We start from the raw sequence: 14,763 nt of genomic DNA, 5'->3' as shown, positions 1-14,763 counted from the left end.
TGTGAGGACATCATTTATCTGTAAATAGACTGTGATAAAAATTTATCGCAGTCTATTTTTTATACATAGCGTAAAATAAAAAATACGTTTTACGGATACATTTTACAAAGTGTTATTTTGTTTTGTCATACTTTCGACCTTTTTGTTTTGCAGGAAAAGCAAAATAAGCTAAAATTATAAAAGAGACTTTTAAAAAACGCTTTAAAGATTTTTAAAATATTTCTGTTTTTTTAAGTTACTATTTGTGGTACTATAGGAGTGTTGAATTTTTTACTCAGGAGGAAGAAGGATGCAAGTATATGGTGTCGATGCAATTGTACGGATTATCAGTCACTTTGCATTTGTTTACTTAGCCTTTTGGGGATTGCGGTCTTTACGATTGGATACACTTTTCAAATCGTTTCAGACAGCGCAAATCAGGATTGTTATTTTGATGTTAGCCATTAGCTTGGGCTATCTGACAAGTAGCTTTTTCTTGGAAATCCTGAATTTATTGAAGAATACTTTTCTTTCAATTGTCTAACGAATACAAAAAACGTACTTTATGAAAAAGTTATGGTATAATAAAACAGATTTTGAGTGCAGAAGCATTCAGGCTATTTTCTGGAGGGAATTTTATGGAAGAGATTATCGTTCAAAGTGGTAATCAATTAAAAGGTACTGTCAAAATTGAAGGCGCAAAAAATGCCGTTTTACCAATCTTAGCTGCAAGTCTATTAGCAGAAGAAGGGACTACTACTTTACGTAATGTGCCAATTCTATCTGACGTTTTAACAATGAATGAAGTTATTCGCCACTTAAACGTGGACGTAGATTTTAATGAAGCTGTAAACGAAGTGACGATCAATGCTTCTCGTCAATTAGAAATTGAAGCACCTTATGAATTAGTCAGCCAAATGCGGGCATCTATTGTTGTTATGGGACCATTATTGGCGCGTAACGGACATGCTAAAGTTGCGATGCCTGGTGGTTGTGCAATTGGTAAACGTCCAATTGACTTACATCTAAAAGGGTTCCAAGCTTTAGGCGCTAAAATTAATCAAAAAGATGGTTATATTGAAGCAATTGCCGATGAGTTACACGGCAACACAATTTACTTGGACTTCCCAAGTGTTGGTGCTACGCAAAATATTATGATGGCTGCTGTTAAAGCAAAAGGAACAACAATCATCGAAAACGTGGCCCGTGAACCTGAAATTGTTGATCTTGCGAATGTCTTAAATAAAATGGGAGCACAAATTTTTGGTGCTGGTACAGAAACCATGAGAATTGAAGGCGTGGATCATTTGCACGCAGTTAACCATTCAATCGTTCAAGATAGAATTGAAGCTGGAACTTTCATGGTGGCCGCAGCAATGACAGAAGGTAACGTTTTAATTCAAGATGCCATTTCAGAACATAATCGTCCTTTAATTTCTAAATTAAGCGAAATGGGTGCTGAAATTATTGAAGAAGAAGGCGGAGTTCGCGTTATTGGGCCTAAAGTATTAAAACCAACAGACGTGAAAACAATGCCTCACCCAGGTTTCCCAACAGATATGCAAGCTCAAATGACTGCAATTCAAATGGTAGCACCAGGCACAAGTATCGTAACAGAAACCGTATTTGAAAATCGTTTCCAACATTTAGAAGAAATGCGTCGTATGAATGCTCATGTGAAAATTGATGGCAATGTGGCTGTCATTGAAGGTGGACATGAAATGCAAGGTGCATTAGTTTATGCAACGGACTTACGTGCTGCAGCGGCTTTAATCTTAGTTGGTTTACGTTCAAACGGCATTACCCGCGTTCGCAATTTGAAATATTTAGATCGTGGCTATTACAACTTCCACAAAAAATTACAAGCTCTAGGTGGTAATGTGGAACGTGTTGAGATTGAACACAAAGCAGCTAAAAGTGCTGCTACAATTGCTTAAAAGATAGAGGTGTGACTGGATGAGATTAAATCGTTATATTATTACGACTTTAGTGAAAATTCTTTTTGTCCTTTTACTTGCAATGATTATGTTCATTATTGGAACGATGATTGGCTATGGTGGAATTGGTGAAGGAATGCCATTAAAAGTTTTTTATCCAGGACTCTGGACGCATATTTTAGATTTTATGAAATAAAAACTGTTAGTCGACCGTATATGGTCGACTTTTTTTGTGTTGTTTCATACCAAGGAGCGAAATTTTTCTAATAAAAATTAACTATTTTAAAACAACAGTGGGGAAAATTAGTATTGATAACGCTTCATTTTTTGTCTTTTTTGTAAAACTAACGTAATAAACAGCGTTTTTTGGGTCGATTTCCCAAATTTCATGTAATCGTGATTTTATAACTTGTGATAAAAGCGTTCTCAAAAAAACTTTCTGAATTGAAAATTACGCTTTTGTAATAATTTGAAAGCCTATAGTAGCAAGGCTCTTGCTTATTGCTTTATGCTTATAAGACAAATATTTCGTTTGTAACAAAAAACAGCAGCGTTTCTTTTTTCTTGTCAAAGAGGTTTAACTCTCTTGTAACCTATCAGCTAAAAAGAGATGCTATGATACTTCTCGTGGAAAAATTCAATTTAATTGTAATGGTACAAGTTAGGCCATTAGAGTTTTTATATTTTTGAGGAGTGTCGATTAATGCAAACCCGTTTATTACCAATTTTAAGTGCAACGATTGTGATCGCCGTAGGTAGTATGTTACCTGTTTACGCAGCTGAAAATGAAACGGCTAGTCAGCCAACACTTCAGACTGAACTTGTTTCAAAAGCTGAAGCAACTAATTTATCAAGTTCACTGTTAGTGGAAACAACAAATAATAAAGCTGTTGATTTAGTCAAAGCAGATATTAAAGCAAAAGAGGCCGCTAAAAAAGCCGCCGCCGAAAAGGCAAAAAAAATCGCAGCGGAAAAAGCCGAAAAAGAAAAAGCTGAAAAAGAAAAGGCAGCACAAGAAGCTGCCCAACAAGAAACAAAAGCGCAGCAAGCAAATGAAAGCCAACCAAGTGGTCAAACAATGATGATGGAAGCCACAGCCTATAGTTCAGATCCAGCGGATGCTTTAGGTGGCGGTTCTGTCACTGCAACTGGCCAAAACTTACTTGCCAACCCAATGGCGGTAGCTGTTGATCCAAGTGTAATTCCATTAGGAACGCATTTATATGTTGAAGGTTATGGCGAAGCATACGCTGTGGATACCGGTTCAGCAATTCAAGGCAATATTATTGATGTTCATTTTTCGACAGCAGGCCAATGTGAAGCTTGGGGACGTCGTCAAGTGAAAGTAACGATTTTAGGATAGGAGTTAAAAGTTCAAGTTCATGTGACTTGAACTTTTTTACTTGTAACAGTTTTAAAATTGACGTATGCTTTGGCCAGTGGCAATCATTTCCAGAAAGGATAATTTACATGAAAAAAATAATGATTGGACTGGTACGGGGGTATCAACGCTTTATCTCTCCTTTGTTTCCCCCCAGTTGTCGTTATTACCCTACTTGTTCGTCATATATGATTCAAGCAGTAGAAAAACATGGAGCCTTAAAGGGTGGTATTATGGGGACTGCAAGAATATTACGCTGTCATCCTTTTGTAAAAGGCGGCCTAGATTATGTGCCGGAAACTTTCTCCTTGCGTCGGAACCCTAATAAACCAAAAGAAAGTAAAACACAACTTCATCATCACCATCATTCGCGCTAAGAGCTAACCATTCTCTTGGCGTTTTTTTATTTGCCAAAATTAAAGAGTTTCAAAAGAAAGCTAATTTCTTCTATTGAAGGCAAAACAACCGGCAATGCATGGCTTAAAAAAAAATACCTGTCTATAGCCAAATAGTAACCAAGGAATTTTTGGCAGATAACAAAAACAGGTTTAGCGTATTAGATCACTTGTTATAGGATATCTGAAGGTAGACTATCATTACATGTTAGCTAAAAAAGTATTTTAGCTGTTCTGGTCATGAAGGAAACTTCAGTTTTTTTTGCGATTTTTAATGGGTTTGAAGCGTTTAAAATAAGTTGCGTGCTTAGAATATCGTTTGGCTTAACTGAAATTAAATGATAAAATTATTAAAAGAAGATAATAAAAAACTTTGTTTGTTGTTTTTTTACAAAAGCAGTTCCTGATGTTTATGTTAGTTTGTCATGTTTTCGATGCTTTTGAAATATGTAAAAGGCTTACATAAAATAATTTCGCAATAATTGATGAAATATTCTGAATATTCATTGACTTTGTTCTGAATTTTCAGTATATTTTATAACATATCCCATCGTCCATGGCGGTGTCATGATTATTTTATGAAAACAGCTTGTTTTTAGAAGGCATAATTTTTAACTTTATTGGTTAGCCAAAGTTTTGGGTAAATTTAATATTTATATAAATAGAAGTTTTGGTGTAATCAAAAAATTTTTGCCGAGAAAAAGAGGAGGAATAATATGAAAAAGAAATTTGCATTTTTGTTTACGGGGTTAGTGTTGTTATCTGCATGTAGTGCAGCGCCAAAAGGAGGCGGAGCCACAGAAGGTTCTGCTGGAGGAAATAAACAAGAAGGCGATACGATTAAAATCGGAATGAATATGGAATTATCCGGTGCAGTGGCAGCCTATGGAAATGCTGAAAAAGAAGGTATTGAATTAGCAGTCGAGCAAATCAATGCCGATGGTGGTATTGACGGCAAAAAAATAGATTTAATCTCAAAAGATAATAAATCAGATAATAATGAAGCAGGAACTGTCGCGACCAACCTAACAACAAACAGTAAAGTTGTGGCGCTAATTGGGCCAGCGACATCTGGTGCGGTAAAATCTGCATTACCAAATGCAACTAAAGCAGAAGTACCTTTAGTTACACCATCAGGAACAGATGATGCAATCACAAAACAAGGGGATAAAGTCCAAGCTTACGCTTTTCGTTCTTGTTTCCAAGATAGCTTCCAAGGAAAAATTTTAGCAAAATATGCCCATGAAAACTTAAAAGCAGATAAAGCGATTATCTTAGGTGATAATTCCAGTGATTATGGTATTGGCTTAACAAAAGCCTTCAAAGATGAATACAAAGGCAAAATCGTTGCGGAAGAAAACTTTACAGAAGGTGACAAAGATTTCCAAGCAGTCTTAACAAAAATCAAAGACAAAGACTTCAACGTTTTATACATTCCGGGCTACTACACAGAAGCTGGTTTAATTATCAAACAAGCGCGGGAAATGGGAATTGAAACGCCAATTGTGGGGGCTGATGGCTTTGGTGATGCCAAATTGGTAGAAACAGCTGGTGCTAGCAATGTCACAAATGTCTTTTACACAGGTCACTTCTCAACGAAAGCTCCGGCAACAGACAAGGTAGAACCTTTCATTAAAGCTTTTAAGGAAAAGTATGGCAAAGAACCATCTTCATTTAATGCATTAGCTTATGATGCTGTTTATATGGTAAAACAAGCGATTGAAGATGAAGGGTCTGCTGATTCAAGTGCGATTAAAAAAGGTTTAGAAAGCTTGAAAGATTTTAAAGGGGTAACAGGAGAAATGACAATTGATAAAGAACATAACCCTGAAAAATCAGCCGTAGTCCTGGGCTTAACAGATGGAAAAGAAACTTCAGCGGAGACAGTAAATCCGTAAATAAGAACTTTGAAAGGTTGGATAAAGACAGCTGTAGTAAACGATCAGTCATTTGTTTTTAGCATACTGTTAAAAGACAGGCGCTTTCTAAAATAAATGAGGGATACTTTTACTGCAGCGGGACTTTTATCTCAACCTTTTTTTAAAAGATAAATGGATGTGATGAGATGGAAACGATGATTCAACAATTAATAAATGGCTTATTTTTAGGCAGTATATACGCATTATTGGCCTTGGGCTACACAATGGTTTATGGAATCATCAAGTTAATTAACTTTGCCCATGGTGAAGTTTATATGATTGGTAGTTTTATTGGCTATTTTTTGATTAATCTTGGCGGATTGGGATTTTTCCCAGCCCTTTTGATTTCAATGGCGGCTAGTGCGGCATTAGGTGTAGTGATTGAGTTTTTGGCATATCGTCCGTTGCGTAAATCAACTCGAATTGCTGCTTTGATTACAGCGATTGGGGTATCTTATTTACTGCAAAATGTCATGATTTTCTTCTTTAGTCCAGATGTGCGGGCTTTTCCACAAGTAATTAAACGGGCAACATATAGCTTTGGTTTTATTAAAGTCAGCAATATTCAGCTTTTAATTTTAGCAGTCTCAGTTATTTTGATGGTTTTATTACAATTAATTGTAAAGAAAACGAAGATGGGAAAAGCGATGCGGGCAGTCAGCGTTGATCCAGATGCTGCTCAATTAATGGGAATTAATGTGAATCGCACAATTTCTTTTACCTTTGCCTTGGGCTCAGCTTTAGCGGCTGCTGGCGGGATGTTAATCGGTCTTTATTATAACTCGATTGATCCCATGATGGGGGTTACGCCAGGGTTGAAATCTTTTGTTGCCGCCGTATTAGGAGGGATTGGGATTATTCCTGGTGCAGCTTTGGGGGGCTTTGTAATTGGTCTAATTGAGACAATTGCAACGGCGTTAGGCTTTTCTGATTTTAAAGATGCTATTGTTTATTTAGTTTTGATTTTGATTTTATTAATTCGGCCGGCAGGAATTTTAGGCAAGAATATTAAAGAGAAAGTGTAGGTGACCAGGATGAAAAAGAATTTGAAATACAATTTAACCTGGTTAGGCTTGGCTGCTTTAGTCTATGTGGTTTTGTTAGTTTTTTATAACACCGGTGTAATTACCATGTTTACTGACCGGATTATTGTCAATATTGGTATCAACATTATTTTGGCTGTGGGTTTGAATTTGATTATCGGTTTTTCTGGTCAGTTTTCTTTAGGGCACGCTGGGTTTATGGCGATTGGCGCTTATTCCGGTGCTATTATGTCAATTAATAATCCTACTTATGGCGGCTTTTTTACTGGCCTCTTATTAGGAATGGTGATTTCAGGCGTGGTGGCATTAGTAGTCGGCGTTCCAACACTGCGATTAAAAGGCGATTATTTGGCGATTGCAACGTTGGGAATTTCAGAAATTATCCGTATTTTAATTGTTAACATGCGGGATATCACCAATGGTCCAACCGGAATTTTTGGTATTTTACAATTTACCACTTGGGAGACGGTCTACGTCTTTGCCGTATTGACGATCTTAGTTGTGGCAAATTTTGTTCATAGTGGTCCCGGTCGTGCGACATTAGCTGTGCGCGAAGACGAGATAGCAGCCGAGTCGATGGGAGTTAACACAACCAAGTATAAGGTCGTTGCCTTTGTGTTAGGGGCTATTACGGCTAGTATTGCCGGCACGTTATTTGCCGGTTACCAACAATCGGTTTTTCCAAAAGACTATGGCTTTATGAAATCTATTGATATATTAATTATTGTCGTCTTTGGCGGGATGGGTTCAACGACAGGAGCAGTCGTTTCAGCGATTGTCTTGGGCGTTTTAAATATGTTCTTACAAGACTTTGGTTATGTTCGTATGATTGTCTACGCACTAGCGCTAATTATCATTATGATCTTTAAACCAAGTGGCTTGTTGGGAACTTGGGAATTTTCTGTTAAGAAAATTTGGCAAAAATTCACAAAGGGGGATGATGCAGATGCCTCTATTAACAGTTAAAAATTTGACGAAAAACTTTGGTGGCCTGGCTGCAGTTTCTCATGTGAATATGGCGTTGGATACTAATGAATTGGTAGGGTTGATTGGCCCAAATGGTGCAGGAAAAACGACACTATTTAACTTATTAACCGGTGTTTATGAGCCTAGTGCAGGTGATGTGTTATTTTCACCGCAAGGACAAGTTGAAAAGTTAAATGGCGTTAAGCCTTACCACATTGCCAAAATGGGATTATCTCGGACGTTTCAAAATATTCGTTTGTTTAAAGACTTAAGTGTTTTAGATAATGTTCTAATTGCGATGAACGCCAAGCATCAAGAAGGCTTTTTTACAAGTATTTTACGTTTGCCGGAATTTTACCGTAATGAAGATGCGCTGAAACAAAAAGCAGTGGAGCTACTGGCAATTTTTGGTTTAGAAAGTAAATTAACAACTTTAGCTAAAAACTTGCCCTATGGCGAACAACGGCGTTTAGAAATTGTGCGGGCTCTGGCAACAGAGCCAAAAATCTTGTTTTTAGATGAACCAGCAGCAGGAATGAATCCGCAAGAGACAGCCGAATTAACGGAATTAATCCGTAAAATTCAAAAGGACTTTCAGCTGACCATTTTGCTAATTGAACACGACATGAGTTTGGTGATGGATGTGTGTCAGCGGATTTATGTTTTGGAATACGGTCGCATTATTGCTGAAGGTGAACCAGAAAAAATCAAAAAAGATCCCCGTGTCATAAAAGCGTATTTGGGAGGGGATATGTAATGTTAGAAATTAAAAATTTAACTGTCCATTACGGTGTTATTGAAGCGGTTCATGATGTGTCATTTAATGTCAATAAAGGGGAGATTGTTTCTTTAATCGGTGCCAACGGTGCTGGAAAAACAACAATTTTACGGACAATTTCAGGTTTATTACGTCCAAGCCAAGGTGAAATTACGTTTAAAGGACAAAGTATTACCAAAACGCCGCCACAAAAAATTGTGGCAGCTGGGTTATCTCAAGTACCAGAAGGACGCCATGTTTTTAGTGGTTTAACGGTACAAGAAAACTTGGAAATGGGTGCATTTTTACGTAAGGACGGAGAGGTAAAACAAGATTACGAACAAGTCTTTCAAAAGTTTCCGGTTTTAAAAGAACGCCGCAACCAAGATGCCGCAACACTTTCTGGTGGTGAACAACAAATGTTGGCTATGGGGCGCGCTTTAATGTCAAAACCTGAATTGCTTTTGTTAGACGAGCCGTCAATGGGACTCGCGCCGATTTTTATTAAAGAAATCTTCAGTATTATTGAAGAAATCAAAGAGCAAGGTACGACGATTTTACTTATCGAACAAAATGCTAAAATGGCTTTGTCTATTGCAGACCGCGGGTATGTCTTGGAAACTGGCAGTGTTGTTTTAGATGGCACAGGAAAAGCATTATTAGCCAGCGATGAAGTGAAAAAAGCTTATTTAGGGGGTTAGAAGATGAGTGTTAGTGATTTTATGACGAAAAACTTAGTAGTAGTAGCACCAGATACACCTATTTTTGATGCGATTGATTTAATGAAACAACACGATATCCATCGTTTGCCCGTTTTGCAACAGGATAAATTAGTCGGATTAATTACAGAAGGCATTATTCAAGAAGCGATGCCTTCAAAAGCCACAAGTTTAAGTGTCTATGAAGCCAATTATTTGTTAAATAAGACGACCGTAGGCGATGTCATGGAAAAAAATGTGCTGACCATTGCACCAGATGCATTGCTAGAAGATGCCATTTATAAAATGCGGGAAAATAAGATTGCTGTACTACCAGTAGTAGAAAAAGAAGCAGTCAAAGGAATCATAACCAATAATGATATCTTCGCGGCCTTTTTAAAAATTACTGGCTACAACGATGGTGGGACCCGGGTCAGCTTACAAATAGCCGATGATCATGTGGGGATTTTAGCAGAAATTACCAAACTTTTAGCCGAGCATGATTTTAGTATTTTAACGATTGTCGTCAATCGGATGGAACTGGCTACAATTGTTGAAATTCAAGTTCAGTCTCGTAATGTTGAAAAAGTTAAAGAAGTACTAACAGAGGCCGGTTATTTGGTAACTGCAGCAGTTTTAACCAATACGCATAATATGTAAGAAAGATTACAACCCAAACAAAAAATGCACGTACCTTTTAGCGGTTAAAGTACCAAGATGAGAAGGGGAGGCGGACTTGTTTGGGTTTTTCATTTCCTTTTTATACCCAACAAGATAAGAATATGATAAAATACTTTAGCGAGGTGAGAAGTGTGACGAAGAAAAAAGATATCGAAGTTAAAGTAGAAGAAGTAAAAAAAGATATTAAAGGTAAAAATTACACCGTCAACCAATTATCAATCGGTAAAAAAGTTATTGGTGAAATTTTGACTATGGGTGAAAAGAATTACGAAGCTTTCTTAGGAAAAGAGGATCTAGGAGCTTATAAATCCTTAGATTTAGCGGTGGAAGCTGTGTTATTGCAACATAATTTGCATGACTAAAATTTCTGTAAAAAAAATTGAAATTACCACTTGCATTTTTTAGTTATCTTTTGTATTATAACTAAGTCAGGTTGATTAAAACCTTTCGGAGGAGTAGCGAAGTGGCTAAACGCGACGGACTGTAAATCCGTTCCTTAGGGTTCAGTGGTTCGAATCCACTCTCCTCCACCATTGGGGTATAGCCAAGCGGTAAGGCAAGGGACTTTGACTCCCTCATGCGTTGGTTCGAATCCAGCTACCCCAGTTTCAAACGTATCTTCAATTGAAGATGCGTTTTTTTGTGCAATAAAAATCTCGCTTTTGTTTTTGAAAAAGCTATTTTCAGACCAGACTTTGTGCGTAAATAGGGGCTAGAATTATATTAATGTTTTAGACCATACGTTACATCTTAAACTTGCTTTTTTTTAAGGTGACAGGTCCTCTTACGTGGATACGAAAAGTAGTAAAATTAAATTTACTAAATGTTACTAAATAAATTGACGTTCCTGCTGATCACCGCTATACTAAAAAAGAGATTGAAAAGGCTTTTTTTCATCGAGATAGTAGATAAACAAAGGAGCGGTGCAGATGGCAACAGTTACAAAGTTAGACAGTAAGGCATTCGGGACGTATTATGAAGTGAAAAATGAAAACGGCGTAGTTTTGGGGCTACATCCTTTTGGGGCGCGTGCCATTTCGTTAGCATTACCAGTCGATGGTACTTTGCGTGATGTATTGGTTGGATGCAAGACAATAACAGACTACAAAGAAAATAGTTATTATAATGCTACCATTGGCCCGGTCGCTGGTCGCATTGCCGGCGCACAGTTTGAATTAGATGAAACAATTTACAAAACAGAGGCCAATCAAAAAGGCAATACATTACATGGTGGTTTTGTAGGATTTGACGCGCGAAATTGGGAGGCACAAACCTTCACTAAGGATAATGAGGCTGGTGTTATCTTCACATTAAATGATCCGGATGGCAATCACGGTTTCCCTGGTAATTTAGCGGCAAAAGCAATTTATACTTTAACCGATGATAATCAATACAGTTTCAAATTTGAAGCAACCACAGACAAAAAAACTTTGTTCAATCCAACCAATCATGGTTACTACAATTTGACGGGTTCGCCCAGTGAGTCAATTGATACGCATAATTTACAAATTAACGCACATTTTGTTGCTAAAACCAATGATGACGTCACAACAACTGGCGAGAAAGTTGCGGTCGCTGGTACAAAATTTGATTTTGTGACAGGTGCTAAAATTGGCGAGACGCTTTTAGATGATCCTTTTTTGATTGATGAAGGTGCCCAAAAAGCATTAACTTTAACTGCACCAGATGGAAAAGTTGCCTTAAGTTTGATGACACAAGCTCCAGCAGTAGTTATTTATACCACTGGCACTGGGGAAGCGGGGACAGTAATGAAAAACGGCGTTATGGCAAATCACGGGGCAGTGGCGATTGAGCCACAAGGGGTGCCTGGTACTGAAATTTACCCTCAATTTGGCAGTATTACTCTGACAGCTGATAAACCTTACACAATGGAAAGTACTTTCAAATTAATTTTTTAAAAAATAGGCACAAAAAAACTTCACTAAAAAATTTGGTGAAGTTTTTTCTTGACCATTTACGTTTACAGATGTAAACTTAAAAAGAAGTTAAGATTACACTTGTAAACGAGGTGAGGATAACATGATGACAGAACCTGTCAAAATCAGCGATGCAGAATGGGAAGTGATGCGGGTATTATGGACAGTAAAAGCTGCAACTGCGCATGAGATTGCTGAAATTTTAGGTGATAAGATGGATTGGAAGCTTGCTACGGTAAAGACACTATTAGGACGGTTAAGTAAAAAAGAAGTAATTCGGAGTGAGGCAGAAGGTAAAAAATTTATTTATTACCCCAATGTATCAGAAACTGCAACTGTTCGCAGTGCAACCGAAAATCTTTTTTCTCACATCTGTGCCAAAAAGATTGGTGTAACAATCGCTGACTTAATCAACGAAGCAGAATTGACAGCAGCAGATATTGCGGCAATTAATACTGCGCTACTTGCCAAAACACCAGTAGCAAGTATTGCTTGCAATTGTATTCCTGGTCAATGTGAATGTAGTCAACATCAAGTCAAAATAAATCATTAAAAATTATGAAAAGAGGAAATCAAGATGAAACAAACATTTAATATTAGTGGTATGAGTTGTGGGCATTGTGTCGCAAAAGTAGAAGGTACAATCAATGAATTACCAGGCGTGAAAAAAGTCAAAATTAATTTAAAGAAAAACAACGGCGTGGTGAAATACGATGATAGCCAATTAACCGATGAAAAAATTATTGCAGCAGTTACGGCGGCTGGTTATCCAACTGAGGTGGCCTAATGAATAATGAGCAAGTCGCAACCTTTGTCATTACAGGGATGACCTGCGCCAATTGTTCAGCTCGCGTTGAAAAAGAATTAAAGGCACAACCAGGAGTTGCGCAGGCGACAGTCAACTTGGCTACGGAAAAAGCTACCGTACAATTTAATGAAACCACTGCCGAAGCGTTAATTAAAAGTGTGGAAAACATTGGGTATGGTGCAATTTTGGATGATGAAGCGCATCGGCAACAAGTAGCAGAAAAGAAACAAGCACGAATTCAAAAAATGCGACGGGATTTAATGATCAGCGTTGTTTTAGTTGCCCCTTTAATGGTTGCAATGATTGCGATGATACTTGGTGTTGATGCCTCCTGGGTGCACTTTTTCCATCGTCCTATCGTGCAGTTGATTTTAGTTGCCCCGATTCAATTTGGTGTTGGGCTACGCTTTTATAAAGGTGCTTATCATGCTTTAAAAACCAAAGCACCAAACATGGATGTTTTGGTCTCTTTAGGTACTACGGCAGCTTTTATTTTGAGTTTTTATAATGGTTTTTTAGGCGGTGATCCCCATGAACTTTACTTTGAAAGTAGCGGAATGATTATAGCCTTAATTTTACTTGGAAAATACTTGGAAACTACTGCAAAAAATAAAACTAGTTCTGCCATTAAGCAATTGATGCAACTACAAGCAAAAACCGCACGGGTGGTCAATGAAGATGGGAGCCAAAGTGAAGTAGCCATTGCATCTGTAAGACAAGGAATGCAAGTAATTATTCGTCCTGGAGAGCAAATTCCCGTAGACGGCATTGTGCTTAGTGGTAAAACGACCGTTGATGAAAGTATGCTGACAGGGGAAAGTATGCCTGTGGCAAAAACAAGCAGCAGTACTGTTTTTGGCGGGACTGTTAACAATACCGGCCAATTAGTGATTAAAACCTTGAAAGTCGGCGATGAGACAGTTTTAGCTCGGATTATTCGTATGGTTGAAGATGCCCAAGGACAAAAAGCCCCGATTCAACAAATTGCGGATAAAATTTCAGCAGTGTTTGTACCCAGCGTTTTAGCAATTGCTATGGTAACATTAATTGTAACAGGACTTGTGAGTGGCAATTGGCAGGAAGCTTTAATTCATAGTGTTGCTGTACTAGTTATTGCGTGTCCGTGTGCTTTAGGGCTGGCAACACCAACTGCAATTATGGTTGGGACTGGACTAGGCGCTAAAAACGGTATCTTAATTAAAGGCGGAGCGGTATTGGAACAAGCTGCGCAACTAAATGCCATTGTCTTAGATAAAACGGGAACAATTACAAAAGGAAAACCTACTGTAACGAATTTGCAATTAGCCACAGCGGATTTATTAACTGTTTTAGTTAGTTTAGAAGCTGCTTCAGAGCATCCCTTAGCCGGTGCAATCGTTGATTATGGCATAGAAAAAAATATTCAAGCCGTGAAGGTTGATCACTTTGAAGCATTGCCTGGTTTGGGGATTGCCGGACAAATAAATGGTAAAACTTATTTTGTTGGCAATGCGAAGCTTATGGCAGAAAAAGAAGATTGTGACAACTACCTTTCAAAATTAAATCAATGGTCAAAAGAAGGTAAAACAGTCATGCTGGTTTCAGATGAAACAAATGTTTTAGGGATCGTAGCTGTAGCTGATGAAATCAAAGCAACTTCCAAAGCGGCAATTGCAACATTACAAAATCATGGGATTGCAGTCTATATGCTAACAGGTGACAACAAGGCCTCAGCTGAATATATTGGTTCACAGGTGGGAATTTCTGTTACGAATGTTTTTGCTGAAGTTATGCCAGATGAAAAATCTGCCAAAGTAGCAGAACTACAAGCAAAAGGTGCATTAGTAGGTATGGTAGGAGACGGAATTAACGATGCGCCTGCGTTAGCCTTAGCTGATGTTGGTATTGCAATGGGAAGCGGAACAGATATTGCCATGGAGACTGCCGATGTAACGTTGATCCACAGTGATTTAACCTATTTGGATCAAATGCTGCAATTGTCAAAAGCGACAATAAAAAAAATAAAACAAAACTTATTTTGGGCATTTGTTTACAATACAATTGGTATTCCCTTTGCTGCTTTAGGCTTTTTAAATCCGATTATTGCTGGCGGGGCAATGGCCTTTAGTTCAGTCAGTGTTTTACTAAACTCACTTAGTCTGAATCGATTAAAACTAGAAAAGAGGGAGTAGTGATGAAAGACGCAAAAGATGTAGATGAAAAAAAGCAGCCAATGAATCATGATAAAGCGGCAGCTATGGATCATATGGCTCACATGGATCA

General features: G+C 37.8%; 16 protein-coding genes and 2 tRNA genes. All 18 read left to right on the top strand.

Annotation, left to right across the window (positions count from 1 at the left end; all coding sequences use genetic code 11):
• Window positions 1-289 precede the first annotated feature (289 nt).
• The 18 genes from JZO76_RS12275 to JZO76_RS12190 all read left to right on the top strand — a co-directional run bounded on the left by JZO76_RS12275 (window position 290) and on the right by JZO76_RS12190 (window position 14,672).
• Window positions 290-523 (top strand): DUF1146 family protein, encoded by a 234-nt coding sequence (locus JZO76_RS12275; RefSeq protein ID WP_206904931.1) that lies wholly within the window; start codon window positions 290-292, stop codon window positions 521-523.
• A 94-nt stretch (window positions 524-617) separates the two neighbouring features.
• On the top strand, window positions 618-1,916 hold the full coding sequence (gene murA / locus JZO76_RS12270; RefSeq protein WP_206904927.1) for a UDP-N-acetylglucosamine 1-carboxyvinyltransferase: 1,299 nt from the start codon (window positions 618-620) through the stop codon (window positions 1,914-1,916).
• 19 nt (window positions 1,917-1,935) lie between these two features.
• Complete coding sequence (locus JZO76_RS12265) at window positions 1,936-2,112, top strand: DNA-directed RNA polymerase subunit beta (protein WP_016171500.1); 177 nt, start codon at window positions 1,936-1,938, stop codon at window positions 2,110-2,112.
• A 507-nt stretch (window positions 2,113-2,619) separates the two neighbouring features.
• Window positions 2,620-3,279, top strand: coding sequence for a 3D domain-containing protein (locus JZO76_RS12260; protein ID WP_206904924.1), 660 nt, complete (start codon window positions 2,620-2,622; stop codon window positions 3,277-3,279).
• A 107-nt stretch (window positions 3,280-3,386) separates the two neighbouring features.
• On the top strand, window positions 3,387-3,674 hold the full coding sequence (gene yidD / locus JZO76_RS12255) for a membrane protein insertion efficiency factor YidD (protein WP_206904922.1): 288 nt from the start codon (window positions 3,387-3,389) through the stop codon (window positions 3,672-3,674).
• Window positions 3,675-4,408: 734 nt separating this feature from the next.
• Window positions 4,409-5,590 (top strand): ABC transporter substrate-binding protein, encoded by a 1,182-nt coding sequence (locus JZO76_RS12250; RefSeq protein ID WP_206904919.1) that lies wholly within the window; start codon window positions 4,409-4,411, stop codon window positions 5,588-5,590.
• Window positions 5,591-5,757: 167 nt separating this feature from the next.
• Window positions 5,758-6,636: a branched-chain amino acid ABC transporter permease gene (locus JZO76_RS12245; RefSeq protein WP_206904916.1), complete on the top strand. Its 879-nt coding sequence runs from the start codon at window positions 5,758-5,760 to the stop codon at window positions 6,634-6,636.
• 9 nt (window positions 6,637-6,645) lie between these two features.
• Entirely contained in the window at window positions 6,646-7,620 is a 975-nt protein-coding gene (locus JZO76_RS12240; protein WP_206904913.1) for a branched-chain amino acid ABC transporter permease, read from the top strand.
• Window positions 7,601-8,377 (top strand): ABC transporter ATP-binding protein, encoded by a 777-nt coding sequence (locus JZO76_RS12235; RefSeq protein ID WP_206904909.1) that lies wholly within the window; start codon window positions 7,601-7,603, stop codon window positions 8,375-8,377. Before JZO76_RS12240 ends, JZO76_RS12235 begins: the two co-directional genes overlap by 20 nt.
• Window positions 8,377-9,078 (top strand): ABC transporter ATP-binding protein, encoded by a 702-nt coding sequence (locus tag JZO76_RS12230; protein ID WP_206904906.1) that lies wholly within the window; start codon window positions 8,377-8,379, stop codon window positions 9,076-9,078. The genes JZO76_RS12235 and JZO76_RS12230 overlap by 1 nt, the downstream gene beginning before the upstream one ends.
• A 3-nt stretch (window positions 9,079-9,081) precedes the next feature.
• Window positions 9,082-9,735, top strand: coding sequence for a CBS and ACT domain-containing protein (locus JZO76_RS12225; protein WP_206904903.1), 654 nt, complete (start codon window positions 9,082-9,084; stop codon window positions 9,733-9,735).
• Between the two features lie 122 nt (window positions 9,736-9,857).
• A complete protein-coding gene (locus JZO76_RS12220) occupies window positions 9,858-10,118 on the top strand; it encodes a DUF2969 domain-containing protein (protein WP_206905334.1) in 261 nt (86 codons plus the stop codon).
• 87 nt (window positions 10,119-10,205) lie between these two features.
• Window positions 10,206-10,289, top strand: a tRNA-Tyr gene (locus JZO76_RS12215).
• Window position 10,290: 1 nt separating this feature from the next.
• Window positions 10,291-10,362, top strand: a tRNA-Gln gene (locus JZO76_RS12210).
• Window positions 10,363-10,685: 323 nt separating this feature from the next.
• Window positions 10,686-11,675 carry an aldose epimerase family protein gene (locus JZO76_RS12205; RefSeq protein ID WP_206904899.1) on the top strand — a complete coding sequence of 330 codons (990 nt, stop codon included), beginning with the start codon at window positions 10,686-10,688 and terminating at the stop codon, window positions 11,673-11,675.
• 121 nt (window positions 11,676-11,796) lie between these two features.
• Window positions 11,797-12,246 carry a CopY/TcrY family copper transport repressor gene (locus tag JZO76_RS12200; protein ID WP_206904898.1) on the top strand — a complete coding sequence of 150 codons (450 nt, stop codon included), beginning with the start codon at window positions 11,797-11,799 and terminating at the stop codon, window positions 12,244-12,246.
• 24 nt (window positions 12,247-12,270) lie between these two features.
• A complete protein-coding gene (gene copZ, locus JZO76_RS12195; protein WP_206904896.1) occupies window positions 12,271-12,480 on the top strand; it encodes a copper chaperone CopZ in 210 nt (69 codons plus the stop codon).
• Window positions 12,480-14,672 (top strand): heavy metal translocating P-type ATPase, encoded by a 2,193-nt coding sequence (locus JZO76_RS12190; RefSeq protein WP_206904887.1) that lies wholly within the window; start codon window positions 12,480-12,482, stop codon window positions 14,670-14,672. Before copZ ends, JZO76_RS12190 begins: the two co-directional genes overlap by 1 nt.
• Window positions 14,673-14,763 lie beyond the last annotated feature (91 nt).

The sequence above is a fragment of the Candidatus Enterococcus myersii genome (genome assembly GCF_017316025.1).
Taxonomy (GTDB): domain Bacteria; phylum Bacillota; class Bacilli; order Lactobacillales; family Enterococcaceae; genus Enterococcus_C; species Enterococcus_C montenegrensis.
Note: the sequence above shows the minus strand (reverse complement) of the source record. Positions and strands in the feature narration are given on the sequence as shown.